A 23664-nucleotide genomic window follows, 5' to 3' on the forward strand; every position below is an offset into this window, starting at 1 on the left:
CGTGGCCCGTCGTACCTTCTCCCGCTCGGAGCTCGAGTCGTTCCGCGACGCGGAGGTCCCCGACCTCCTGCCGACCGGACCGGGCGAGCCGCTCCGGCTGCTCTTCGTCGGCATCAATCCCGGGCTGTGGACGGCTGCGACGAGCACGCACTTCGCCCACCCGGGCAACCGTTTCTACCCGGCCCTGTTCAAGGGCGGTGTGATCGAGCGACCCATCGATCCGGCCAACGGGATGACCGACGAGGACCGGGCGATGATGCGGGCTCGCGGCATCGGTATCACCAACCTGGTGCGCCGGGCGACGATCAAGGCGTCCGAGCTGACGGCCGCCGAGCTGCGCGATGGCGGTGCGGCGCTGACTGCACTGGTCGCGGCGAAGAAGCCGCGCGTGGTCGCCGTCGCCGGAATCACCGCCTACCGCACGGCCTTCGGACAGCCGAAGGCCACGTCAGGGCGTCAGCCGGAGGACCTGGCCGGAGCCGAGCTCTGGGTGGTGCCGAACCCGAGTGGGCTGAACGCGCACGAGACGGTGGCGACCCTCGCCGAGGCCTACCGCGAGGTCGCCGTGGCGGCCGGGATCGTCACTCCGGGTTGACCAGCTCGCCGTCGAAGGTCGCATGGGCGGTGTCGTTGCCGACGTCGTCATCGACCGTGATCTCGACCCACACGGGCGATCCCGCCATGTGGTGGACGACGAGCACGCCCTCGTCGGATCCGGCACCTCGCCGATCCCGGGCTGCCGACAGCAGCGGAGCAAAGGTGTCCGCGTCGAAGTCACCGAGCTCGAACGGAGTACCGCGGTCCGAGCTGGCGTACATCAGGCTGAGCACGTCCGGTTCCCAGCGACTCCACGAGTAGACAGCGACGTCCCCCGTCGAAGGCGAACTCGGGACGCTGACCGATGCGCTGTCCTCCCGGAGAACCGCGGCCACGAGCTCGTCGTCACCAGTCGCCTCCTCGAGCAGGTCCGACAGGTGCTCGATCCCTTCCGCCGTGCGCGGGTCAGGACCCTCCTGGCTGAACTCCGTCGCCCCGTCGTCGTCGGCGTCCAGGTTGCCCGCGACGGCCACGCCCCCGAGGAGGGCAACGATGGCGAACAGCTTGTACAACGTCCGGATGAGGACCCGGTTCCCCGCCTCGATGCTGGCCTGGTCGGCGGCCCGTTTGGCGGCCCGTTTGGCGGCCCGTTCGGCGGCCTGCGATCGAGCCCGTGCGGCGCCGGAGACGGGCGTTGCGGGGACAGCGGGCGGCTCGGGCTGACGTTGACGGTAGGTGGCCCACGGCTGTTGCGCGGCGACCTCGGGTTCGACGTCGTCAGGCGCTGGGGCCTGGTAGTGCCGCCAGAGCCGACGGGCCTTGCGCTCCCGTTCCCGTCGGGCGTCCCGGGGGTTGTCGGGGCCGGCCGTCATGGCGCCATCCAACTACAACCGTCAGAGCGGGGTGATGCTGGTGATCAACCAGGTCCCGTCCACGCGTTCGGCGTCGATGGACAGCTGAGCCGCCGACACGGTGGATTCCTTGTCGGTGACCCGTTGCGAGGCCTGGTCGAGGAACACCAGCAGGGATGCCTTGTCGCCCTTGAGCTCCTTGACGGCTGCAATCTGGACCTGCGCGGTGAGGACCAGCTTCTGGCCGGGCGCCTTCTCCTCGAGCGAGGTGAACAGCAGGGCGTACTCGTCGCTGGCCTTGCCGGTCAGCAGCTCCTTCGCGGCCTGCTGGGTCGGCCCCGGATCGTCGTACGAGAAGCTGAAGACACGCACCAGGGCGGCCGCGACGGCGGACTGGACCTCGGTCGTACGGGTCGCGTCGACGACGGCGTGATTGCCGACGTTGTCGACGTCGCGGACGCGGTCGGCCTGCCAGAAGGCCAGTCCTCCTGCAGCGAGTACAACGACAGCGACCACGAGCAGCAGGTGACGTCGGAGCAGCGTCATCATGAGAGGTCCACCGCCACCTGGTCGAGGGTCTCCAGCAACCAGGTGCCGCCGACCTTGACCAGGTCGGCCGCGAAGCGATTGCGCTTCACCGTCGGTGCGGCATCGGGGTCGGCACCGTCGCGCACGGTCACCTCGACGGACGCGATCACGGTCGCCGTACTCGTGGTCAGGTCGATGACGGCCGCGTCGACCACCTTGCCGGAGGAGACCTTGCCCTGGTCCTTCATCAGTGTGCGGGTCTCTTCATCGGTCCCCGCGATCTGGTCCTTGAGGGTGCCCGTGGACACGTCCTGCCACTTCTCCAGACCACCCGGCACGTCGCGGTAGTCGAGAGTGTTCATCGTCTCGATGTTGGCGCGGGCCGAGATCAGCACGGTGTCGCGCAGCTCGGCCAGCTCGACCGCCTTGGCGTCGTGGTCACCGGCCTTCAGCCAGGACACCAGGCCGGCGGCCAGGACCAGTGCCGCGACCACCAACAGGGCCCATTCGACGCCGCGGCCGCGTTCGCGATCCCCGAGCTCTTCGCTGTTGATGTCCTGCTCCTCCATCACGTCCGTGCTCATCGCTGACCACCCAGCAGGTCGTCGAGTCCGTCGACCTCGTTGATGCTGCCGGTGGGCCCGGCCCTGCGGCCGAGTCCCGGTGTCGGTTGGTCGACGGCCTGCGCTCCGCGCACGTTGCCCTGGGACCTCGGCGCCGTGCAGCCGGCCTTCGTGTTCAACGGCAGGCCAGCAGTGGCATCGGTGCCCCGCCGCTTCGCCGTGCCACTGTAGCCAGCGACGCACGGCAGCGGATCGAAGAACGACGGCACCAGTCCGAGGTTGATGCCCTGCGAGCTCGTGGTCGCCCAGCCCACGCTGACCGCCTCGGGCAGCCGGATCATGGCGTCACGCACACCGTTGGAGTTGACCCCGAAGATGGTCGCGGTCGACACCAGGTTGTTCATCAGGATCGCCAGCGGCTGCCCGACGTCGTGGATCAGCAGGCTCAGCTCGCGTGTGGCACCCGGGGTGTTGCCGATCAGGGTGCGCAGGTCCGCGTCGGAATCAGCCAGCGTTGCGGCGAAGAGGGCGAGGTCGCCGCTGTAGGCGCGGATCGCCGTACTCGACTCCTCCTGGGTGCGCAGCACCTGGCGGGAGTTGCGGATCAGCGAGGCGCTGACGAGGAAGTTGTCGTCCGCGGCCTTCTGGAACGACTGCGAGGTCTCCAGCAACCGGGACATGTCCTCGCCGAGCCCGCGCGAGAGGAGGTAGCCCTCGTCGATCACCGTGGTGAGGTCGTCCGACGGCAGCGACGCCGCCAGGTCGCGGCCGGACCGAAGCACCTCGGAGAGGTCCTGCGGCACCGCTTCGATGCCGCCACGCAGGTGGTCACCGTCGGCGAGCACCTTGTCGGTGTCCGTGCCGCGAAGGTCGAGGAACTGCTCACCGATCGCGGACCTGTTCCTGACCTGGACCGCCGAATCGGCCGGAATCTCGGGGGCATCGGGTTTGATCTCGATCGTGGCCTCCACTCCGTCCTCGGTGGGCGTGAGGTCCGTGACCTCACCGACCTGGACGCCGCGGTAGGTGACCTCGGAGTTCACGAACAGGCCGCCGGCCTCGGGGAGCGCGACGGTGACCTGGTAGCCGTTGCTGAACGGCGTGAAGCCGACGTACGACGCCCCGAGGTAGCTGGTGCCGAGCAGGGCGACGAGCACGAACATGCCGAGCTTCACGTGGACGGTACGGGTGAGCTGCTGCATCACTGACTCCCTTCACTGGCGCCGCCGGAGGCGCTGCCCGACGAGCCCGGACTGCCACTGTCGCTGGTCGCGGGATCAGTGGGGCTCCCGCTCGGTGTCCCGCTGCTCCCCGGCGTCGAAGGCGTGCCCGACCCGCTCTCGGGCGGCACGATCGACGGCCCCGGCACGCTCGGTGAGCCGATGCCCGGTGTCGCACTGTCGGTGGAGGGCAGCATGGTCGGCGGCGTCTCGGCGGAGCTTCCGCCTCGACCGGAGCGCGCCGCCGACCCGCCACCCGGCTGCGGCCAGGCGCAGCCGATCGCCGCACACCCCGCAGGAAGGGTGCGGAAGTTGGTCGTCATGAAGACGTTCAGGTAGTCGCCACGGATCGCGCCGAGCACGGAGTCCGGGAACGGGTAGGTCAACAGGATCTCCAGTGAGTGCGGCAGGTCGCTGCCCGCCTTCGCCAGCTGGCGCAGGATCGGCTCGAGGGCCTTGAAGTCCGCGACGATGTCCTTCTGCGAGGCATTCAGGGTGCTCACGGTGACCTTGGACAGCTTGTCGAGCGCGGTGAGCATCCGGGTCAGCTGCGGCCGTTGCTCGACCAGCACCTTCATGCCGGGCGACAGCTTCTCCAGCACATTGGCGATCTGGTCGCGGTCGCCCTCGAGGGACTCCCCCAGCCTCGCGAGGCCGTCGATCGCGCCGGTGATCGCACTCCTGCGGCGATCGAGGATGCCCACGAACCGGTTCGTCTCCTCCAGGAACGCCCTGATCTCCTCGGTCTGTCCGCCGTTGACCTGCTGCAGCTCACGGGAGATCTCCTGGAACTGCCCGACGCCGCCGCCGTTGAGGACCAGCGACAGCGCGCCGAGGACCTGTTCGGCCGTCGCCGCTGCGTCGGACTCCCCCGTCCTGAGGTAGGCACCGTCGGCCAGTGAACCGCCCGCGCCACCGGGGGTTCCGGCATCGGGGCGGACCAGGGCGACGTACTTCTCGCCCAGCAGGGAGGTCTGCTGCAGCCGCGCGGTGGTGGCGGCCGGAAGGTCGATGTCGGAGCGCACCTCCATCTCGACCACGGCGGTGCGGCCGTCCTCGGCCAGGGTCACGTCCGAGATCCGACCGACCGCGACGTTGTCCACCTTCACGCTCGACTGGGGCACCAGGTCGAGGACGTCCTCGAACTCCGCGGTGATGGTGATCGGGTCATCGCCCAGGTCAGCGCCACCCGGCAGCGGTGCGTCGTACACGCCTCCGCTGAGGACACCGCACCCGCTGAGGGACAGGCCGAGGCCAAGTCCGAGGACGGCCACCCCTGCTGCCGTCGTACGACGGAGCCTGCTCGTTCCACGCATGCTCACTGCCCTCCGTCGATGCCGGGCAACATCACGGGCGGCGCGTCCGCGGACGAACGGGCGGTCTTGCCGTCCTCGCTCCACACCGTCAGCTCGTTGAGGTTGCCGCGACCACTCATCGTGTTGCTGGCGGGGTCGTAGGCCCTCAGGAAGTTCTGCAGCGCCAGGGGAATGGTGCGCACCGCCTCGTCGATCGACTTGCGCTGGTTGACCAGGACCCGGGTCGGCCCGAGCAGGCCGTCGACGCTCTTCTTCAACGCCGCGCGGTTGTCGTGCACGAAGCCCTCGAGCAGGGCCATCGCGTCGCCCAGCTCGAGGATCGCGGCCGACATGTTCTCGCGGTCCTCGGCGAGGTAGCGCGCGACCAGGGCCAGCTGCTTGTTGGCCCCCAGCACGCCGGTGTCGTTCTTGAGCAGCGTGGTGTTGAGGGTGTCGAGGTGGCGGACGGTGTCGAAGAAGTCCTGGTCGAAGCCGTCGATGGTGGCCGACGCGTCGGAGAACTCCGACAGCATGGTGTTGATGTCGGCGCCCTGTCCGTCGAGGTTCTTGGCCAGTGTGGTGAGGAAGGCCGACAGCGCGCCGTCCCGGTTGGCACCGTCAGGACCCATGGCGTCGCTGACGTCGACCAGGCTCTCGTACATCTCGTCGATCTCGACGGGCACGGCCGTCTTCGCGATGGTGGCGCCGTCCTTGAGGGCAGGGCCGCCGTCCCACGGTTCGGTGAGCTGGACGTAGCGATCGCTGACCAGGGTGGGCGCGACCACGACGGCCCCGGTGTTCTTCGCGACCTTCTGGCCCTCGTCGAGCTCGATGGTCACCAGCACCCCGCCGCCCCTGGGCTCGACCGCGGTCACCACGCCGACCGGGACGCCGAGGATCTGCACGTCGGAGCCGGGATAGAGCCCGACCGCCGCGTCGAACTCGGCGGTGAACTCGGTGGTGTCGCGCAGCAGCCGCAGCCCGACCACGACACCGGTGACCACGAGCGCAAGGCCCGTGGCGATGGCGATCCAGCGGATCCGGGACCTTGTCGTCGCATTCATCGGGCGCCTCCCGGCTGGCAGTCGCGGACCACGTCGTTGTCGAGGACCGGTGCGTCGTCGGCATCGAAGAGGCCGCAGATGTAGGAGTCGATCCAGTGGCCGTTGCCCATCGCCGACGTGAGCATCCGGTAGTACGGCCCGAGCACCTTCAGCGCGTCGTTGAGGTGGCTCTGGTTGCGCCTCAGGACAGCGGACACACGGTCGAGCTTCTTCAGTGCCGGTGCCAACTGCTTCTCGTTGTCCCGCACCAGGCCCTGGAGCTCCTTGCCCAGCGTCACCGTGCTGCGCAGCATCGTGCGGATCGACTCGCGGCGGTTGGCCAGCTCGGTGAGCAACAGGTTGCCGTCGGAGACCAGCGCACCCAGTTCGTCGTTGCGGGTGGCGAGGGTGTCGGTGACCTCGTTGGTCGAGGCGAACAGCTTGCCCAGCTCGTCGTCGCGGCTGGAGATGGTGCGCGACAGCCGCGACAACCCGTCGACCATGCCCCGCACCGATTCCGGGGTGTTGGCGAACACCTCGGACATCGTGTTCAGGCTCTCCTCGAGCTGGGCGGTGTCGATCTCGCCGATGGTGGAGGACAGGTCGGAGAAGGCCGCGTTGACGTCGTACGGCGTCGTGGTGTGCTCGAGCGGGATCGGACCGTCGAGAGCCTCGGCGCCGAGTGGGTCGATGGACAGGAACTTCTTGCCGAGCAGGGTCTTGATCTTGACCGCCGCGGTGGACTGGTCGCCGACCTCGACGCCCTTGACCCGGAAGGTCACCAGCACCTGCTTGCCGACGAGCTCGATGTCGGCCACCTTGCCGACCTTGACGCCGGCGACCCGGACCTCGTCGCCGGCGTGCAGCCCGGCGGTCTCCGCGAGGTAGGCCTGGTGGCGGTCGCCGCCGCCGATGACCGGCAGGTCCTCGGCGTAGAAGGTCGCGAAGAAGGTCGCGACGAGGGCGACGAGCCCGATCACGGCGATGACCACGCGGTTGCGTTCGGCGAACGAGGTCGGATAGCGCTTCGTCATCACTTGCACCTCCCGGCGACGGGCTGGACGCCCAGGTCGCCGTAGTAGCCCTCGGGCAGCGGGATCCGGCCCTCGATCGAGCAGACGTAGAAGTTCACCCAGGAGCCGTAGCTGGTCAGGCGGCCGACCCGGTCGAGCTTGGTGGGGAGCGTCCGGAGGAACTTCGCGATGACGTCCTCGTTGTCGGCGAGCACGGCGGACAGGTCGCCCAGCGCCTTGATCGAGCCCTTGAGCGGCGCCCTGCCCTCCTGGAGCAGTCCGGCGACGCTGTCGGACAGGTCGCTCATCCCGTCGATGGTGGAGCCGATGGTCTCGCGGTCCTCGGCGAGTCCGCTGACCAGCTGCTGCAGGGTGACCAGGGTCGTGTCGAGCTGCCCGGAGCGCTCCTCCACGACGCCCAGCACCGAGCTCAGGTTGGTGATCAGGTCACCGATCACCTGGTCGCGATCGGCCAGTGTGGAGGTGAGGCTGGCGGTGCTGCTGAGCAGGCCTTCGACGGTGGGGCCCTCGCCCTGGAAGACGGCGATGATCTGCCCGGACAGCTCGTTGACGTCCTCGGGGTCGAGGAGCCGGAAGAGCGGCTGGAACCCGTTGAACAGCACCGTGAGGTCCAGCGCCGGCTCGGTGTCGTCGAGGTCGAAGACGTGCCCCGCGGCCAGGCGTTTGCCGGGCACCTCCGCCGGCTGTACGGCGACGTAGCGCTGGCCGACGAGGTTGCGGAACCGCAGCTGGGCGGTGGATCCCTCGCTCAGCGGTGCACTCTCGGAGACGGTGAACGTCACGCGAGCGGTGCGTCCGTTGGCGATCTCGATGTCGGTGACCGTGCCGACCTTGACCCCCGCCATGCGGACGTCGTCGCCCTTGTTGAGGCTGGTGGCGTCGGTGAACAGGGCGACGTACTCGTCGCTCGGTCCGCTGCTGCTGTTGCGGATCGTGCCGGCGAGCGCGAGCGTCGCGAGCACGGTGGCGATCGCGAAGACCAGCGACTTGGTCAGCGTCGTTGCGAACTTCTGGTTGCGGCTCATCGGACCTCCACCTCGGCTCCACGGAGCAGCGGTCCGACCAGCAGGCTGCCCCAGGCGGGGTAGGCACGCGGGCTGACCCCGACGGTCGGCGCCATCAGCTCGGCGATCAACTGGTTCTCGGCGGGCGAGTTGGCCTCACCGAGGCCGGCGCCGGCCGCGAACGTGTTGCGGATCCGGTCGCTCGGCGGAGGGGGAACCTGCTCGGGCGTGTCCGCGGAGGGAACCTGACGGTTGCCGCCGACGGGCTTGACGCTGCCGTCCTGGTAGGGACAACGCGGCTTGCCCTGTGTCGCGTAGCGCGGGTCGTCGCGGCCCAGCAGGTACTTCCCCCGCGACGGCGTGACGTTGAGGACCACGTGCACTCCGGGTTCGTTGGTGCCCTTGCCGAGGGTCTTGTCCATCACCGGGATGAAGTCGCGCAGTGACTTGAACAGGCACGGGAACTGGGCGGCGTACGGCGCCACCGCCTCCAGCGCCCGTCGGCTCTGCTCCGACAGCACGGTGATCGTGGACTGGTTCGCAGCGACGAACTCGCGGGCGTCGTCGGCCGCGACGATGACATTGGCGAACAGGTCGTTCACCTCGGTGCGCTGGTCGACGAGGGTCGCGGACGTCGTGGTCATGCTGTCGAGCGCGTCGATCAGGTCCGGCGCGGCGACGGCGTAGGTCTCGGCGACCCGGCCGAAGGACTCGAGGTCGTCCATCATCTGCGGCGCGAGCGGGTTGAGCTTGTGGAGGTAGTCACCCCAGGCGACCATCGTGGTGCCGATGTCGTCGCCGTTGCCGCGCAACATGAGGGCGAGCTCGCCGAGCATCGCGGAGAGCTTGTCGGGCTGGATCGCCTGCAGGACGGGCAACAACTGGTCGAAGACCTCTTCCAGCTCGACGGCGGCGGACGAGGCGTCCTGGGCGATGGTGTCGCCGGCCTCGAGCTTGTCGTCCCCCTTTCCAGCGGTCGACGGGACCACGAGGGCGACGTAGCGCTCGCCGAACAGGGTCTTGGGCAGCAGGCGCGCGGTGGTCGTGGTCGACAGGTCGTCGAGCACGTCGGGCTGGAGCGCGAGCGTGAGGGTCGCTCCCCCGTCGCGGGGTTCGATCTTGTCCACCGTGCCGACGGGCACGCCGTTGAGCTTCACGTCGGAGCCTTCGAGCAGGGCGTTGCCGAGGGTGCCGGTGGTGAGGGTGATCTCGGCGCGGTCGGTGAACACCTGGTTGTAGGCCAGCCAGGTGCCGGCGAGGATCGCGAGCACCAGCGCGATGTAGCCGACGCCGAGGGCGGCATCCCGCGCGCGGCCGAGACTCATCACGCCGCTCATCCGGCGATCCTCACCGTCGTCGTGGTGCCCCACATCGCCATCGACAGGGCCAGGTCCAGCAGCGCGACGACGACCAGCGTGCGTCGTACGGACTGACCGACGGCCAGTCCCACCCCGGCGGGACCGCCCTTGGCGAAGAACCCGAGCCGGCAGTGGATCAGGATGATCAGGACCGCGAACACGAGCACCTTGCCGAAGGACAGCAGGATGTCGACCGGTGGCAGGAAGAGCTGGAAGTAGTGGTCGTAGGTGCCGGCGGACTGGCCGCGCAGCTGGACGGTGACCAGCCGGCTTCCGGCGTACGACGTCAACAACCCGATCACGTAGAGCGGGATGATCGCGATGAAACCGGCGACGACCCGGGTGGACACGAGGAACGGGACGGCGTCGAGCCCGATCACCTTGACCGCGTCGATCTCCTCGCTGATCCGCATCGCTCCGAGCTGGGCGGTGAAGCCCGCGCCGACGGTGGCCGACATGGCGAGTGCGGCGACGAGCGGCGCGATCTCGCGGGTGTTGAAGTAGGCGGAGATGAAGCCGTTGAGCGCGCTGGTGCCGATCTGGTCGAGGGCGGCGTACCCCTGCAGCCCGACGACGGTGCCGACGAACAGGCTCATGCCGGTCATCACGCCGACGGTGCCGCCGATGACGGCGAGCGCGCCGGTGCCGAAGCTGACCTCGGACAGGACCCGCCAGATCTCCTTGGGATAGAGGCGGATCGCCTTGGGGATGCCGGCGATGACGGTGCCGTAGAAGCGGACGTCGCGGCCGCTCTGGACCAGGCCGTCGAGGCGGCGGTCCCACCACGGGCGCTGGGGTACGACGACGTGGCCGGCCTTGCGGCTGGGCGGCCGGCCCCAGGTGGGCGGAATGCCCCCGTTGCCTGGCGGGCCTGTTGGTGGCCGGGTGCCGATCGCCATCTCAGGCTCCCTTCCCGGGGACGAGCTCGAGGTAGAGCGTGGTGATCACGAAGTTCACGAAGAACAGCAGGAGGAAGGTCACGACGACGGACTGGTTGACCGACTCCCCCACGCCCTTCGGCCCGGGGCGGGTGTTGAGGCCGCGGTAGGCGGCGACGACGCCGGCGAGGAAGCCGAAGATCACGGCCTTGAGCTCGCCGACCCACAGGTCGGAGATCTGCGCGAGTGCGGTGAAGCTGGCGAGGTAGGCGCCCGGCGTACCGCCTTGCACGACGACGTTGAAGAAGTAGCCACCGAGGACTCCGACGACGGACACGAGCCCGTTGAGCAGCACGGCCGCCATCACGCAGGCGAGCACGCGCGGGACGACGAGCTGTTGCACCGGATCGATGCCGATCACCTTCATCGCATCGATCTCGTCGCGGATCGTCCGCGACCCGAGGTCGGCACAGATGGCCGCACCTCCGGCTCCCGCAATGACCAGCGTGGTGACGATCGGCGCTGCCTGTTGCACGACGGCCAGGACCGAGGCCGCGCCGGTGAAGGACTGCGCGCCGACCTGGACGGTGAGGGTGCCGAGCTGGAGGGCGATCACGGCGCCGAACGGGATGGCGATCAACATCGCGGGGACCCAGGAGACGCTGGTGACGAACCAGAACTGGTCGAGAAGCTCGCGGGCCGCGAAGGGCCGGCGGAAGGTGGCGCGGATCGTGTCGAGGGCCAGCGCGAAGAAGGCGCCGACCTGGTCGAGCGAGCGCGAGACGGGATCGGGGCGCTTCACGGAAGGTGGTCGATCTACCTCCTCGTCGTCGGCGATGTACAGCGACGACTCCCCGGACGCGACTCTCCGGGCGTGCCGTTCGGTGGCCGGGCGCGGGAGACCACTGGCGGGAAGCAGCTGGCGCGGCAGGACCTCGATCGCGCGGGCACCGGCACGCACCATCGTGTGGGCACCGACGGCGTCGGCCGGGTAGCCGTAGGCGTCGAGCACGGGCGCATTGACGCTGTGGTCGACCTCCTCGCTCATCCCGATTGGGCCGACCGGGTCACCGGCCATGAACTGCGACACGACCGGGTGGTCGGTGAGCAGGAACTGCTCACGCGGGCCGTACATCACCAGCTGGCGGCGGTACAGCATGCCGAGGTTGTCGGGCAGGGTGCGGGCCAGCTCGATGTTGTGGGTGACGACCAGCATGGTCGCGTCGGTCTGCGCGTTCACGTCGAGCAGCAGCTGCGCGAGGTTCGCCGTACGGACCGGGTCGAGGCCCGAGTCGGGCTCGTCGCACAGGATGATCTCGGGCTCGGTGACCAGCGACCGCGCGAGACCGGCGCGCTTGCGCATGCCGCCCGAGATCTCACCGGGGAGCTTGTGCTCCTGGCCGAGGAGTCCGACCATGTCCAGCTTGTTCAAGGCGATCTGGCGCACCTCCGCCTCGGACTTGTGGGTGTGGGCCCGCAGCGGGAACGCGACGTTGTCGTAGACGCTCATCGATCCGAACAGGGCACCGTCCTGGAAGAGCACGCCGAACTTCTTGCGCAGGTCGAGACGGTGCGATTCCTTGGCCGTCATCATGTCGACACCGTTGACCAGGCATTGCCCGTACTCCGGGCGGAGCAGACCCATCAGCGACTTGAGGAAGACCGACTTGCCCGTCCCCGACGGGCCGAGCAGCGCCGTGATCTCACCGGGCGCCAACGTCAGCGTGACGTCGCTCCAGATGTTCTGGGAACCGAAGCTCTTGGTGAGTCCGGTGACCTCAACGGTGCCGCCCATGGCGGGTCTCCTGCCTGTCGGTGTTGATGCGGGTGTTCATGGCGCGACCGCGGGGTCGCTGCTGGTGGTCGTGGCGGTGCTGGGTTCGGTGGGTTCGCTGGTCGGCCCGTCGGTCGGGTCGCTGGTTTCTCCCGTCGGTACGTCCGTCGGTTCCGTGGTCGTCTCCGTTGCCGACGGAGTGGCCGACGGAGTGGTCGATGGAGTGGTCGACGGGGTGGCTGACGGGGTGGCCGACGGGCTCGGTTGCGGGGTCCGGACCGTGCTGGACACGACGCTCCGCGCCTGGATGTCCCGGCAGGCACACAGATCGGGCAACACCGGCAGCGGACTCACGGGCACCGTCGGAGCGGGCAGCCGTGCCGCCTCCTCGTCGTACTGCCGGACGAGCGCGAGGACCGTGCGGACGAAGCCCGGCGCCGGGTGGTACGACGCGAGGGCCGGCACCAGGTCCCACAACGACGCGAGGTTGCGTCCACCGGCGCAGAGCAGGACCGCTGCCGCCAGGGCGGCGTCGTCGACGTCCTGCGGGTTGCGGACCCCGTCGTCGTCGGCGTCAACCGCGACGACGGCCCAGGTGGCGGGCAGCAGCCGCATCGGCCCGACGGGCGCGTCCCGCAGCTCGTTGCCGTCGACCTTGCCGAGGTCGGTGTCCGGGATGTCGAGGAGCTCCCCCACGGCCGGGCCGCGACCGTGGTCGGACTCGACGCGACCGATGGCGGCGAGCACCGTCCAGTCGAGTCCGCAGTCCGACGCGGCCGTCATGATCGCGGCAGCCCGCTGGTAGGCGGCGACCGCGTCCGGCGGGGCGGAGCCGAGCGACCCCGGGAAGTCGCTCGGCTCGCCAACCGCCTGCCGTCGTACGACGACTGCGGGTTCCACCGCGACCGCCGGAACCGCGTCGGAGACGAGGGCTGTTGCCTGGGAGGTCCCCTCCGACCGTTCCGGCGTCGCGGGGGCTGGGGCGGCCGATGCGACCCGGAGGACCTGGACCGCTCCCCCGACCAGACCGGTCGTCGCGAGGAGGACGCCGAGCACGACGGTGAGCACGGTGCGTGCCCGGTTCCCCCGCACGATGCGGTGGAACGCCTTCGTTGCCCGAGACATCGGCTCCCTCTCCCGTGACGGCCGTCACTCGGCCTGCGGCTCAGTCAAGGCTGACGGCGACACCGGGGCTAGGGCCTCGCCGCAATCTGTCCGCCCACCACACGGATGTTGTGATGCGCGTGACAACTTTTGGGATGGGAGCGCCGGAGCCACGACCGGTCCGCGGGGCGAAGGGGCCGGCGACGCGGGTCGTTGTCAGCCCGATGACAACCCGCTGGGCCCCGGAGGTCGAGGAGGTCGCGCGGCGACCGTCTCGAGACCCCGAAACCGCCATTCCTGTTGAGGAATGACGGTTCCGGTGGGGGTCAGTGTCAGCGCGGAGTCAGGACAACGTCAGCGGACTGCTGCCTGCAGGCGGGACGTTGGTGAGTTCGCCTTGCAACACCGCGTGGTCACCAACCTGGAAGTCGAGAGTGACGCACCAGCTCCCCGACCAGTAAGTGACGATCAGCGCGGAGGTGCCCGGAGTGAATCGCTGTGTAGCGGTGTCGAAGGCGCCGTCGATCGTGCCCTCGAACTCCACCACACAGTTGACAGCAGTGAAGCCCATCTCGACCTCGTCGAGGCGGACGGGCCACGAAGTTCCGTTCGACGGACCCGTCACGGTAGTCCGCCAAGTAGGCTCCGCCGTGAAGTTGCTGAGTCCGTAGAGGGGGTTCGTGCACGTATCAGTCAGCGCACCCAGGTCGACGGCCTCGCCGCCGAACTCCCGCGCAACGCCCGGCATCGTGACTTGGCCAGCGACGTCGAAGCGCGAACAGGTGAAGCTCTGGTTGATCTCTTCGAAGTGAACCCTGACGTTGGTGCCCACCAGATTGAGCGAGGGCCCACCGGTCGGCGTGTAGTCGGTCGCCGCGTGAGCCCCCGCCGACATTGTCGTGACCATCGCAGCGCTGGCCATCGCAACCGCCAAGGCACGCAACGGCTGCCGAGTTCGAGTCTGGACCATCATCACTGGTCACCTTCCGGAAGCGGCGGACGCACCGGCAAGGCCGGGGCAGGCAGCGGGCACGCAGTTGCGTTGCACTTGGTGAGGTCGTTCAGGTCAACGGTGCTGTCGTTCTGCCCGACCAAGGTGGACTGCACCAGCCGGACCGGGTTGTTGGGTCCCGACGCCATGGTGGTCATCAAGCGACTCAGGTCTTCTCCGCCCGTCCCGCAACCGGTGAACGGCGGAACCGTGACCCCCGTCGACGCGGGAAACGTCCTCCCGTTGTCCGGCCCGTAGTAGGGCGAGTCCAGCGGGCGGATGGTGCCCGGGTGAAGGCCGTCAAAGGCACCGACAGGGCCGCCTGTGTTGGGGAAGTAGCCACCGAGTCCGGTCTCCCCCCACAACTGGAGGTCAGCGGGGCGGACCGTGCGACACGTGGCACCGAGGTCGATCGCGACACCGTCCACCTTCAGGTCGCTCAGGGTGATCTCCACCTTGCCTTCGACCAGGGCCGTGACAGGGGGAGCGTCGAAAGTGGGGTCGCAGCCGATGTTCGCACCCACATTGGTGTGCCAGATGTGCACGGCGAAAGGCTGGACTCGGCCGCTCACGCGGGGAGTCCTCAATGTGAGGGTGACTTCCGCAGGAACTGATCCAAAGGCCAGCAGCCGAACGCGGGTGGAGGCAACTTTGCCGACGTCGACGCCACCCGACCTCAAGGGGGCGACTGGATACAGCAAGGATTTGAAGTAAAGGCCTCGCTTCTGCGTCGTGAGGTCGGCGCTGGCACATTCCGGCTGATAGAACGGATCAGGCAGGCAGGGTCGGCCGCGCGCACAGAGCCCTTGAAACGCTGTCGGGTTGTCCGGCGGCGAGTTGAAGAGGTTGGCGTAGAGGATTCCCCAGATCGGACTGTCAGGTCGGATCGTGATGTACATCTTCGAGCGCCTCACGACGGTCCCCTGGGAGTTGGTGACCACGCCACCCTGACCGGTGCCGATCGCCGTCTGGGGCAGCTCGTCCTCACCGGGCACCGGATCACCCGGTGCACTGCTGCTCGGCGTGGACAGCAGCAGCGACACCACAGCCACGACACACGCGACGGCGACGGCATGGCGTCGGGTGGCGCCGAGACGCCTGGTTCGAGCTCGCATGATGACTGCTGACCTCCGAGTGGGCTGATGGGGACGGTAGTACACAAATCACCGAAGGCCGGTGGTGCAGGTCGCGTCGGGCGACCCGCACCACCGGCTCCGGATCAGGGCATCACCGTCACGGGTTGGAGATGTCCAGGGCAGTGCTGCCGGCCGGCGGCGTGTTGGTCCAGTAGCCGCCGACAGCGATGGTGTCGCCGGGCTGCAGGTCCAGAGTCACGCACATGGAGCCGGTGGGGGCTCCGGCGCCGCCATCGATGGTCAGGCCCGACGCACCAGTGTTCGGGGTGAACCGCTGGTTGCTGTCGTCGAACTTGCCGTTGACGACCCCGGTGACGCCGAAGGTGCAGTTGGCGGCGGTGACCGTGGCCTTGACGTTCTTCAGGCGGGCCGGCCACGACGTGCCAGTGGCGTCGCCCGTGACAGCGACGGTCCAGGTGCCGACCGGGGCGACGGTCGTGGCACCGGCGAGCGGGTTGGTGCACCCGCTCGAGGACAGCGTGCCCAGCGTGCCGCCGTCGGCGCCGTACGCACGACTCGATCCCGAGCTGATGATCGATCCGCTCAGGTTGAACGTGGAACAGGTCAGCGTCTGCGCAGCCTCGATGTCGGTGAAGCTGACGCTGGTGCCGACGAAGTTGGCGCTCGGGCCACCCGTGGGGGTGTAGGTGGTCGCAGCCTGGGCGGACGTTGCGGTCATGGCCAGGACGGCGGAGGCCGCGGCCGTGGTCGCCAACATGGTGCTGACGAACCGGTTGGACTTCTTCATGGGGTTTCTCCTTGGGTGGTGGGGGTGTTACCTGTGGAGCAGTCGGTGGATGCAGGCATCAGGCCGGCGGACGCGGGTTGTTCAGGTTCAGCTCGAGCGTGTTGTCGGTGCCGGGCACGAGCGAGTTGATCGGGATCGAGCCGAACCACGGGAAGAACCCGGGGATGTCGAAGAAGTTCAGCGGCGTGCAGCCGGTGAAGTTCCCGATCGTGTACGTCGCCGTGACCGGGCCGCCGGCGTTGATGGTGAAGTAACCGGTCGGCGGCGTGGTGCTGTTGTCGATCGGGCTGCTGGCGTTGATGGTGACCGGGTTGATGGTGTGGCAGTTGCTGCCCACGGCCAGCGGCCACCAGATGCCGAACACCTTCGCCTCGACGTTGCTCAGCCTGATGTCGTACTTGACCTGCGTCTCGAGGTCGAGCGCCTGGCGCGGTGAGGGCAGCTTCGTCAGGGTCCCGGTGACCGGTCCGACCTGGGTCATCGTGACCGTGGCCCGGCTCGGGATGCCGAAGATGCTGAAGGACATCACCTTGCTGGGGATCGCCATCGTGCCGTCGACGATCGGCGTCGGCAGCGGCGCCGTGGTGTCGATGGTGACCTCGATCGTGGTGGGGCCGAGGGCCATGTCGGCGTCGATCTGGGCGCCGATGTGGGTGGAGCCGACGGCGTCGTACACGACGGAGAGGTGGTTGGGGTTGGTCTCGTCCGCGTGCGCCACCGGCTGGGAAAGCGCCGCGGTGGCGGCAACGAGCGCGAAGGCGCTCGCCACGACGGCCGAGCGCCTGCGTGCCTGGGGAAGAACGTTCACTGGATCTCCTGGGGGGTCGGGGTGGGATCACCGTCACCGTGGGAGCCAGCGGCTTCCACGGTCAACGGAAAGGACGGGCAACAGCCCGAAATCCGGACGCCTGCCCGGAAAACAAGGTCAGGAGCGGGCCGCACGAGCAGCCACCTCCTCGCGCCAGCGAGGCAGGCTGGCGTGCAGCGCGACAACGATCGCGGCATGGGCAGCGGGGTCCTCGATGGCCGTTCCGACGAGCTGCTTGCCCGCCCGGAGCCGGTCGTGCGCGGTCTGCCGTGCGACGTGGTGTCGGGTCGCGATCACCGAGAGCGGCTCTCGCGACTCCAGCCAGGTCAGCAGCACCTCGCCGACCTCGACCCGCCGCGTCGGCCTGAGGTCCCGCAGGCCGGCGAGGTACTTCTCGACGAGGACCTCGGTCAGGGCCGGCCGCCCGGTGATGAGGAGCTCGGCAGCGACGTCGACACACGACGTGATCGGCGCGTCGCTCCCGATGAGACCGGCCCGCAGTCCTGCAGCGGCCTGACGGGCGAGCTGCAGGGCGTCACCGATGTCGTACGGCGGCCGGGCGGGCCCGGTGACGACGCGGTCGCCGGGCGCGAGCGCCAGCTCGTCGATCCGACGCTCGGGCACGAGCGCGCTCCGTCCGGTCCCCTCGACCAGGGCGTCGTCGATCGCGGCCACGGCGTGCGGCGCCCCCAGGCCCGTGATCCAGACGACCGGGACGTACGACGACGTGGTGTCGATGCCCGCGATGACGAGCAGCTCTTCGGGCACCGAGCCGGACGCGAACAGCGCGCGGGCGACCATGTCTCGTCGGGCCACCGGACCCAGCGCCATCATCGCGCGGGCCTGACGGTGCCCGGTCAGCGTCGCGTGGTGGACCTGGTGCAGGAACTGGCGCAAGCGGCACCGGACCAGGTCACGCTGCTCGGGAAGGTCGATCCGGGCGATGACGGGATCCGCCAGCCGGGACCGGTCCTCCACGACGCGCCGGAGGTCCTGGCTCAGTCGTACGGCGGAGTGACCGCGGACTGCGGCGCGCCGCCCCAGCCTCATCAGGACCGGACTCACCTGGCGCGCAGCGTCGTCGGACCGCCCGTCAGCGACGACGAACGCGCGGGTCGCGGCGAGGACCGAGCGGACCACGGCAGGCGGCAGCGCGTGGTCCGCGGAGTCGAGGTCGCGACACAACGCAGCGACCAGCGCATCGCCGTCGATGATGTCGGCCCACCCGCCGATCGCGCTCCCGAGCACCACGATCTCCCTCTCGTCCCTCCGGGGCCGTCAGTGACGACCGCCACATGAGCGAGCCACATCGCGAGCGACCGTCGCAAGGTCCCGCCCCGCAGGACGGCCGAAAGCGGTGCTCGCTTGTCAGGTGGGTGACAACGGTGGGTCGGGGAGGTGAAGAACGGCGCGGAAGGGCGGTGACGTCGCCCGGTGACCGACGCCGGAACCGGTCGTCAGCAGTCATTACTTGTCATGCACATGACAAATTCTCCCGCCGCTCGACCTGCGGAGGTATGTTCCACAGCACAGCGGCATGCAGAGGTGTTGGCTCCCATCGAGCCCGCTTCGCGCAGCGTTCGGGACAGCCGCACGGGAGGGGACAACCAGATGAATTCGGACGAGACCCGGAATCGGGTCTCGTTGCCGGGCTCTGCCCAGTGGATGATCAGCAGCCTCGAGGCAGAGGTGCGCCCGGTCGCCGAGCGGGTGACCCAGCAGGTGCGCACGACCGTCCCGGAGCTCGACGCCCCGGGCGACAGTCGGCTGCGCCAGCTCGTCTTCACGGCGATCCACAACGCCATGCGCCTGTTCGTCGACGAAGCGCTCGGGCGCGAGGTGTCCTACATGCCCGTCGAGGACATGTTCCGCAAGGTCGGCTACCGCGTCGCCGTACGAGGCCGCGACCAGGACCTGATCGACCAGGGCATGACGGTCGCAGTCGGCGAGATCCTCACCGAGCTGCGCGTGCGGGCGGCGGACAACGAGCTGTCGGCGAGCGCACTGAACACCATCAACGAGGCGGTGACGACGTTCGTCGCCCACCTGACCGCGCAGATCGGCGTCGGCTACCGGGCCGGGACCGAGGCGCGCAACACCGACACCGGCCTGGCCCGCGCCCGCCTCCTTGCCGCGCTGCTCGTGGCCGATGACGACGAGGTCGAGACGCAGGCGGCGGTCGCTGCGTGGGACGTTCCCGAGTCGATCACCGTCATCGCCGTCGAGGTGCAGGCGAACGAGCCGATCGGCGGCGACGCCCTCGGCCCCGAGGCGCTGACGCGTCCGGGTCGCTACCCGCAACCGGTCGTGTGTGCGACCGCCGACGCCGACGATGTCGTGGCCGCGATCAAGGCGGTGGCACCGCACACCCGGATCGCGGTGTGCTGGCCGGTTCCTCGAGCCGACACCCCCGCCGCCTGGACCTGGGCGACGCGAGCGGTGGAGCTCGTCGCCGCCAAGGTGATCCCGGCGCGACCGGTGATCGACTGCGTCCGCTTCCGTACCGAGATCTGGCTGCACGCCGAGCCGGTCCTGCGTCGCCAGCTCGCCCAGGAGCTGTTGCAGCCACTGTTCGGCGAGACCGAGAACTCCCGCGAGATCCTGTCCGAGACGCTGCTGGTCTGGCTGGAGACCCGCGACAGCGCGCCAGCGATCGCGGCCCGTCTCGGCGTCCATCCGCAGACGGTGCGCTACCGCTGGAAGCGGATCAACGAGCTGTTCGGCGACGCCCTCCACGACCCCGAGTTCGTGATCCAGCTGACCCTGCTGCTCAAGGCCAGCGTCCCGCTCTGGCTGGCCGGCGACCAGAGCGACTTCGAGCGCTTCCGAGAGCAGGAGGTCAGCTGATGCCGACCGGCGCATGGGGCGCCGCGCTCTGGGTCCTGGTGGCTGCCCTGCCCGCCGTGATCGCGTACGGCGTCCCGCTGACCCGTTGGGCGACGCGCTCCCGCGGCCGGTCGGCCGGCATCTTCTTCGACGACCCGGCCGCCCTCAAGGTCGGGCCGCGCGTCGACACCGTGCTCCTGGACCGGTGGGGCACGGTGACGACCGGACACCTGCGGGTGACCTCGGTCGATCCCTTCGAGGCCGACCACGACCGCAACCTGCGCTGGTTCGCCGGCGCGCTCGGCCACGCCGCCGAGGACCCCGTCGGCCAGGCCATCGCCCGCCTCGCGGCTCGCGGCAAGGTGAGCGGGATCGACATGCACGACGGGGTCGGGATCAGCGGCTCGGTCGACCGGCACCCCGTCCGGCTGGGACCGCCCGAGTGGCTCGGCATGGCGACGCGCGACGACGTCGGCGTCACCGTGGGCGTCCAGGTCGACTCCCGGCCGATCGGCTACATCACGGTCGCCGACGACGTACGCCCTGATGCGCGCGCGGCTGTCGAGCAGCTGCGCAGCGACGGGGTCGACCCGGTGCTGGTCTCGGACGACAGCGACCGCAACACCGGCCACCTGGCCGAGGCCTGCGGCATCGAGCACTGGCATGCCGCGACATCGCCTGCGCAGCAGTCGGGACTGGTCGCGGACTACCGCGGGCTCGATCGCGTCGTCGCGGTCGCCTCCCGGACCGCCGAGGACTCCGCCGACCTGACGCTGTCGGACACCGAGGACCTCAGCCACGGCATCCGGTTGAGCGACCTGGACGTCACCCGGATCGCTCGTGCCCTGAGCCTCACGCGGCGCGCCGCGCGGCGGCTGGTCGCGACCCGACGGGTCGGCATCGTGGTCGGCGCGACCGGCGCCGTCCTGGCGGGCTTCGGCGTGCTGTCACCGCTCCTCGCGGCGGGCTACGCCGTCGTCGGTTGCGCCGCGGTCGCGGCCGTCGCCACCCGGCCGTGAGATCAGGGCGCCGACGTGATGTCGATCGACTCGTCGCCGCCGACGCTGACGACCATCGAGACCTCGCCGGTCTCGCGGTCGGCCGCGATCCGCAGGTCGTAGGTGTAGACGTCGTCGGTCTTCGTCAGGGCGTCCTCGACGGCGGCGATCATCGTGGCGGCGTCGATGGTGGAGAGGTCGAACGGCCGCGGCTGGTAGTCGTCGTAGTGGCTCTTCTCGACGCGCAGCTCGTAACCGTCGACGTAGTCGTTGGTCTCGAAGTAGCGCGTCTCCCGGTTGTTGGGGTCGAAGTACTCCACCGTCAGGTTGTACTCGGACAGGCGCACCGACACGGCGTCCTTGCCCTCGACCTCCAGCGCCAGCGCGAGGCCGTCGCCGACGAACTCCTCGTTCAGCAGGGAGGTGTCGACATCCCCGCTGATGCCGTCGTCGTCACTCGAGTTCGCCGCGACGATGATCCCGACGACGACGGCGAGGCTGACGACCACGATCAGGAAGCCCACCCAGCTGCTGAGCTTCACCCCGGCCCCGGCCTTCGCCTTCGGCGGCATGACCTTCGACGTCGAGGTCGACCTCGATCTCGCCTTCTGCTTCGGCTTCGCCGTGGGCGTGGCGACGGGCTGGCCGGTCTCGTCCCGCTTCTCGACAGGGGGCTTGTACCGACTCCACCGCCGCCTGTTCGCCATGCAGAGACCCTACAAAACGCCCTTCCGCTCGGCCTCGGCCACCAGGTGCCTCACCTTCTCCAGCGAACCGCACCCCTCGTCGATCAGCTGGTTGCGGCGAGCAGACCACTTCTCGCCGAGCTCGCGTCGTACCTTGTCGGACACCTCCGACCGCGCGGGCTCGATGATGCTCAGCTCCTCCTCCGCGATGTGGTGGGCGATGAGGTTGCTGAGCTCCTCGACCGCGTCGACGAAGGCCTGGGTGTCGGTGCCCTTGAGCTCGAGGACGGCGAGCAGCGCCTGGGTGCCCTCGGCGTGCTCCTCCTTGCCGTGCTCGATGTCGTGCCCGTCGACGTCGCCTGCCTTGCGGCGCAGGACGGGATAGACGAGGTCCTCCTCGGCCTCGCTGTGGGCAACGAGGACATCGGCGAAGGCCCGGCGTACGGCGTCGCGGTCCGCGGTCGCCTGGCGCAGCTGGGACAGGAGGTGCTCGAAACGGCGGTGGTCGTCGGTGATCAGGTCGAGGACGTCACCCGAGGTGGGGCGGCCCAGGTCGATGGCAGTGGTCATGGAGCCGCAGGTACCCGAAGTCCCTCGAGGTATTCGTGGACCAGCGACACCGCCGACGCGCCCTCACCGCTGGCCGAGGCGACCCGTTTCATCGAGCCCGACCGGATGTCGCCGGCGGCGAAGATGCCCGGGACGCAGGTCGCGAGGTTCTCCGGCGGCAGGTCGTCGACCCAGCACTCGGTGGGTACGTCGCGCCCGGTCAGGACGAACCCGTGGCCATCACGTCGTACGTCGTCGGGCAGCCAGTCGCAGTGCGGCGCTGCACCGATCAGCAGGAACAGCCCGCCCGCGTCCACGCGTTCCTCGACCCGGGTGCGGACGTCGCACAGCTGCAGCCAGCCGAGCTGGCCGCTGTCGTCGGGGCCGCCGTCGATGATCTCGGTGCACGACCGCACGCTGATCCGCGGGTTCCACTCGATCTCGTCGATGAGGTAGCGCGACATCGTGGCGGCCAGGTCCTCGCGGCGGATCAGGATCGTGACCGAGCGGGCGAAGCGGGCCAGGTGGACGGCAGCCTGGCCGGCGGAGTTGCCGCCGCCGACGACGTACACGTCGCGCTCCTCCATCTCGCGCGCTGCCGTCATCGCGGCGCCGTAGTTCACGCCGGCGCCGACGAGGTCCTCGAGCGGTGCGACGCCGAGGCGGCGATAGGCGACGCCCGAGGCGACCATCACGGCGCGGGCCCGCACCGATCCGCCGGCGGTGACGAGGGTGTGCGGGGCGCCGTCGACGCCGGGCACCAGCTCCTCGACCGGCCAGCCGGTGAAGAAGCGGGCCCCGAAGCGGATCGCCTGGACCCGGGCACGCTGCCCCAGCCGCATCCCGGAGATGCCGCGGGGGAAGCCGAGGTAGTTGCGGATCATCGAGCTGGTGCCGGCCTGGCCACCGATCACCTCGGACTCGAGCACGATCGTGCTCAGGCCCTCCGAAGCGCCGTACACGGCGGCCGCCAGGCCGGCCGGACCGGCGCCCACGACGGCCAGGTCGACGACCGTGTCGACCTCGATGTCCGACGGGCGCCCGTAGATCAGGGCCGCGAGCTCGCGGACCGAGGTCGGCGCGATGATCGGGTGCTCGGCGAAGGGCCGCGAGGACAGGTGGACCAACGGGTACGTCGGCGTGCCGTCGTAGAGCGCAATCGCCTCCTGGCCCTGCGGGCTGTCGGGCGGGTAGGTGCGGTGCGGGAAGCCGGTGCGGTCCAGGAAGTCGCGGATGGCCAGGGCCAGCGGCGAGCTGTCGGGCGTGATCAGCCGGACGGTGTCGATCACCGACGCGGCCACGGTGGCGCCCCAGTCGCTCAGCAGCTCGACGATGGCGTAGTGGAACTCCTCGTCGCGTCGGCCCTGCGGCAGCATGAGGTAGGTGTCGAACTTGCCCTTCTGCAGGTACGGCCGGAGGGTCACCGAGTCGCTGGCGAAGCGCGAGATCGGGATCGCGACGACGCGGCGCGCGGTCGGGACGAGCGTGCGCCACTCGTGCATCGCCATCAGCACGTCCTGGTCCGACAGCTCGGACTCGGTGACGATCATCGCGACCGCCTGCCCGCTGTCGACCGCTGCCCGCAGCGCGCTGCTCGCCTGGGTGGCCGTGGTGGCGGCGCGGACGTCGTAGTCGTGCTCGTAGCGACGGAACTGCTCGGTCAGGACGTCGATCTCGTCGGCGGAGACGAGGAGGATGAGGGGATCGCTCACCCCTCCATCCTCCCCGACGTG

The 23664-nt window shown here is 69.5% G+C and carries 23 protein-coding genes and 1 pseudogene; 3 read left to right on the forward strand and 21 right to left on the reverse strand.

What is annotated here, in order from left to right; genetic code table 11:
- Position 1: 1 nt before the first annotated feature.
- Positions 2 to 595 carry a mismatch-specific DNA-glycosylase gene (locus tag ACOADB_RS21265; protein WP_378603196.1) on the forward strand — a complete coding sequence of 198 codons (594 nt, stop codon included), beginning with the start codon at positions 2 to 4 and terminating at the stop codon, positions 593 to 595.
- Here ACOADB_RS21265 and ACOADB_RS21270 read toward each other — a convergent pair.
- From ACOADB_RS21270 to ACOADB_RS21355, 18 genes and pseudogenes are all read right to left on the reverse strand, one after another.
- The gene (locus ACOADB_RS21270; protein WP_378603199.1) at positions 582 to 1409 is read right to left on the reverse strand and encodes a hypothetical protein; all 828 of its coding nucleotides are present in this window, start codon (positions 1407 to 1409) and stop codon (positions 582 to 584) included. The genes ACOADB_RS21265 and ACOADB_RS21270 overlap by 14 nt on opposite strands.
- Before the next feature lie 21 nt (positions 1410 to 1430).
- The gene (locus tag ACOADB_RS21275; protein WP_378603202.1) at positions 1431 to 1937 is read right to left on the reverse strand and encodes a hypothetical protein; all 507 of its coding nucleotides are present in this window, start codon (positions 1935 to 1937) and stop codon (positions 1431 to 1433) included.
- On the reverse strand, positions 1934 to 2500 hold the full coding sequence (locus tag ACOADB_RS21280; RefSeq protein ID WP_378603205.1) for a hypothetical protein: 567 nt from the start codon (positions 2498 to 2500) through the stop codon (positions 1934 to 1936). The genes ACOADB_RS21275 and ACOADB_RS21280 overlap by 4 nt, the downstream gene beginning before the upstream one ends.
- Complete coding sequence (locus tag ACOADB_RS21285; protein ID WP_378603208.1) at positions 2497 to 3681, reverse strand: MlaD family protein; 1185 nt, start codon at positions 3679 to 3681, stop codon at positions 2497 to 2499. Before ACOADB_RS21285 ends, ACOADB_RS21280 begins: the two co-directional genes overlap by 4 nt.
- The gene (locus ACOADB_RS21290; RefSeq protein ID WP_378603211.1) at positions 3681 to 5015 is read right to left on the reverse strand and encodes an MCE family protein; all 1335 of its coding nucleotides are present in this window, start codon (positions 5013 to 5015) and stop codon (positions 3681 to 3683) included. Before ACOADB_RS21290 ends, ACOADB_RS21285 begins: the two co-directional genes overlap by 1 nt.
- Before the next feature lie 2 nt (positions 5016 to 5017).
- Positions 5018 to 6058, reverse strand: coding sequence for an MCE family protein (locus ACOADB_RS21295; RefSeq protein ID WP_378603214.1), 1041 nt, complete (start codon positions 6056 to 6058; stop codon positions 5018 to 5020).
- The gene (locus tag ACOADB_RS21300) at positions 6055 to 7071 is read right to left on the reverse strand and encodes an MCE family protein (protein WP_378603217.1); all 1017 of its coding nucleotides are present in this window, start codon (positions 7069 to 7071) and stop codon (positions 6055 to 6057) included. The genes ACOADB_RS21295 and ACOADB_RS21300 overlap by 4 nt, the downstream gene beginning before the upstream one ends.
- Entirely contained in the window at positions 7071 to 8096 is a 1026-nt protein-coding gene (locus ACOADB_RS21305; protein WP_378603219.1) for an MCE family protein, read from the reverse strand. Before ACOADB_RS21305 ends, ACOADB_RS21300 begins: the two co-directional genes overlap by 1 nt.
- The gene (locus tag ACOADB_RS21310; protein WP_378603221.1) at positions 8093 to 9412 is read right to left on the reverse strand and encodes an MCE family protein; all 1320 of its coding nucleotides are present in this window, start codon (positions 9410 to 9412) and stop codon (positions 8093 to 8095) included. The genes ACOADB_RS21305 and ACOADB_RS21310 overlap by 4 nt, the downstream gene beginning before the upstream one ends.
- Complete coding sequence (locus tag ACOADB_RS21315; RefSeq protein WP_378603223.1) at positions 9409 to 10332, reverse strand: MlaE family ABC transporter permease; 924 nt, start codon at positions 10330 to 10332, stop codon at positions 9409 to 9411. Before ACOADB_RS21315 ends, ACOADB_RS21310 begins: the two co-directional genes overlap by 4 nt.
- A 1-nt stretch (position 10333) precedes the next feature.
- Complete coding sequence (locus tag ACOADB_RS21320) at positions 10334 to 11113, reverse strand: MlaE family ABC transporter permease (RefSeq protein ID WP_378603442.1); 780 nt, start codon at positions 11111 to 11113, stop codon at positions 10334 to 10336.
- 549 nt (positions 11114 to 11662) lie between these two features.
- Positions 11663 to 12106, reverse strand: a pseudogene (locus ACOADB_RS21325) (ABC transporter ATP-binding protein); the annotation flags it as partial.
- A 36-nt stretch (positions 12107 to 12142) separates the two neighbouring features.
- Positions 12143 to 13210 (reverse strand): hypothetical protein, encoded by a 1068-nt coding sequence (locus ACOADB_RS21330; RefSeq protein ID WP_378603225.1) that lies wholly within the window; start codon positions 13208 to 13210, stop codon positions 12143 to 12145.
- A gap of 322 nt (positions 13211 to 13532) precedes the next feature.
- Entirely contained in the window at positions 13533 to 14162 is a 630-nt protein-coding gene (locus ACOADB_RS21335; RefSeq protein ID WP_378603228.1) for a hypothetical protein, read from the reverse strand.
- Positions 14162 to 15079, reverse strand: coding sequence for a hypothetical protein (locus ACOADB_RS21340; protein ID WP_378603230.1), 918 nt, complete (start codon positions 15077 to 15079; stop codon positions 14162 to 14164). Before ACOADB_RS21340 ends, ACOADB_RS21335 begins: the two co-directional genes overlap by 1 nt.
- A 334-nt stretch (positions 15080 to 15413) precedes the next feature.
- Positions 15414 to 16064, reverse strand: coding sequence for a hypothetical protein (locus tag ACOADB_RS21345; protein WP_378603233.1), 651 nt, complete (start codon positions 16062 to 16064; stop codon positions 15414 to 15416).
- Positions 16065 to 16122: 58 nt separating this feature from the next.
- Positions 16123 to 16872 carry a hypothetical protein gene (locus tag ACOADB_RS21350; protein ID WP_378603236.1) on the reverse strand — a complete coding sequence of 250 codons (750 nt, stop codon included), beginning with the start codon at positions 16870 to 16872 and terminating at the stop codon, positions 16123 to 16125.
- Positions 16873 to 16989: 117 nt separating this feature from the next.
- Positions 16990 to 18120, reverse strand: coding sequence for a helix-turn-helix domain-containing protein (locus tag ACOADB_RS21355; RefSeq protein ID WP_378603239.1), 1131 nt, complete (start codon positions 18118 to 18120; stop codon positions 16990 to 16992).
- Between the two features lie 363 nt (positions 18121 to 18483).
- Between ACOADB_RS21355 and ACOADB_RS21360 the strand changes: the two genes are divergently transcribed.
- Together ACOADB_RS21360 and ACOADB_RS21365 are read left to right on the forward strand one after the other, a co-directional pair.
- Positions 18484 to 19719: a helix-turn-helix domain-containing protein gene (locus ACOADB_RS21360; protein WP_378603242.1), complete on the forward strand. Its 1236-nt coding sequence runs from the start codon at positions 18484 to 18486 to the stop codon at positions 19717 to 19719.
- On the forward strand, positions 19719 to 20717 hold the full coding sequence (locus tag ACOADB_RS21365; protein WP_378603245.1) for an HAD family hydrolase: 999 nt from the start codon (positions 19719 to 19721) through the stop codon (positions 20715 to 20717). Before ACOADB_RS21360 ends, ACOADB_RS21365 begins: the two co-directional genes overlap by 1 nt.
- Positions 20718 to 20719: 2 nt before the next feature.
- Here the strand turns inward: ACOADB_RS21365 and ACOADB_RS21370 are convergent, their stop codons facing one another.
- The 3 genes from ACOADB_RS21370 to ACOADB_RS21380 are packed head-to-tail and all read right to left on the reverse strand — an operon-like array spanning position 20720 to position 23643.
- A complete protein-coding gene (locus ACOADB_RS21370; RefSeq protein ID WP_378603248.1) occupies positions 20720 to 21403 on the reverse strand; it encodes a hypothetical protein in 684 nt (227 codons plus the stop codon).
- 9 nt (positions 21404 to 21412) lie between these two features.
- Positions 21413 to 21952, reverse strand: a complete 540-nt coding sequence (locus ACOADB_RS21375; protein WP_378603251.1) for a hemerythrin domain-containing protein — start codon at positions 21950 to 21952, stop codon at positions 21413 to 21415.
- Positions 21949 to 23643, reverse strand: a complete 1695-nt coding sequence (locus ACOADB_RS21380) for an FAD-dependent oxidoreductase (protein WP_378603254.1) — start codon at positions 23641 to 23643, stop codon at positions 21949 to 21951. Before ACOADB_RS21380 ends, ACOADB_RS21375 begins: the two co-directional genes overlap by 4 nt.
- Positions 23644 to 23664 lie beyond the last annotated feature (21 nt).

Source organism: Nocardioides sp. CPCC 206348 (assembly GCF_048654705.1).
Lineage (GTDB): Bacteria > Actinomycetota > Actinomycetes > Propionibacteriales > Nocardioidaceae > Nocardioides.

Bases quoted from the DNA above. Each gene is read 5' to 3' on its own strand.
- ACOADB_RS21270 (WP_378603199.1), bottom strand. From the start codon at position 1,409: ATGACGGCCGGCCCCGACAACCCCCGGGACGCCCGACGGGAACGGGAG.
- ACOADB_RS21275 (WP_378603202.1), bottom strand. From the start codon at position 1,937: ATGATGACGCTGCTCCGACGTCACCTGCTGCTCGTGGTCGCTGTCGTT.
- ACOADB_RS21280 (WP_378603205.1), bottom strand. From the start codon at position 2,500: ATGAGCACGGACGTGATGGAGGAGCAGGACATCAACAGCGAAGAGCTC.
- ACOADB_RS21285 (WP_378603208.1), bottom strand. From the start codon at position 3,681: ATGCAGCAGCTCACCCGTACCGTCCACGTGAAGCTCGGCATGTTCGTG.
- ACOADB_RS21290 (WP_378603211.1), bottom strand. From the start codon at position 5,015: ATGCGTGGAACGAGCAGGCTCCGTCGTACGACGGCAGCAGGGGTGGCC.
- ACOADB_RS21295 (WP_378603214.1), bottom strand. From the start codon at position 6,058: ATGAATGCGACGACAAGGTCCCGGATCCGCTGGATCGCCATCGCCACG.
- ACOADB_RS21300 (WP_378603217.1), bottom strand. From the start codon at position 7,071: ATGACGAAGCGCTATCCGACCTCGTTCGCCGAACGCAACCGCGTGGTC.
- ACOADB_RS21305 (WP_378603219.1), bottom strand. From the start codon at position 8,096: ATGAGCCGCAACCAGAAGTTCGCAACGACGCTGACCAAGTCGCTGGTC.
- ACOADB_RS21310 (WP_378603221.1), bottom strand. From the start codon at position 9,412: ATGAGCGGCGTGATGAGTCTCGGCCGCGCGCGGGATGCCGCCCTCGGC.
- ACOADB_RS21315 (WP_378603223.1), bottom strand. From the start codon at position 10,332: ATGGCGATCGGCACCCGGCCACCAACAGGCCCGCCAGGCAACGGGGGC.
- ACOADB_RS21330 (WP_378603225.1), bottom strand. From the start codon at position 13,210: ATGTCTCGGGCAACGAAGGCGTTCCACCGCATCGTGCGGGGGAACCGG.
- ACOADB_RS21335 (WP_378603228.1), bottom strand. From the start codon at position 14,162: ATGATGGTCCAGACTCGAACTCGGCAGCCGTTGCGTGCCTTGGCGGTT.
- ACOADB_RS21340 (WP_378603230.1), bottom strand. From the start codon at position 15,079: ATGTACATCACGATCCGACCTGACAGTCCGATCTGGGGAATCCTCTAC.
- ACOADB_RS21345 (WP_378603233.1), bottom strand. From the start codon at position 16,064: ATGAAGAAGTCCAACCGGTTCGTCAGCACCATGTTGGCGACCACGGCC.
- ACOADB_RS21360 (WP_378603242.1), top strand. From the start codon at position 18,484: ATGAATTCGGACGAGACCCGGAATCGGGTCTCGTTGCCGGGCTCTGCC.
- ACOADB_RS21365 (WP_378603245.1), top strand. From the start codon at position 19,719: ATGCCGACCGGCGCATGGGGCGCCGCGCTCTGGGTCCTGGTGGCTGCC.
- ACOADB_RS21370 (WP_378603248.1), bottom strand. From the start codon at position 21,403: ATGGCGAACAGGCGGCGGTGGAGTCGGTACAAGCCCCCTGTCGAGAAG.
- ACOADB_RS21375 (WP_378603251.1), bottom strand. From the start codon at position 21,952: ATGACCACTGCCATCGACCTGGGCCGCCCCACCTCGGGTGACGTCCTC.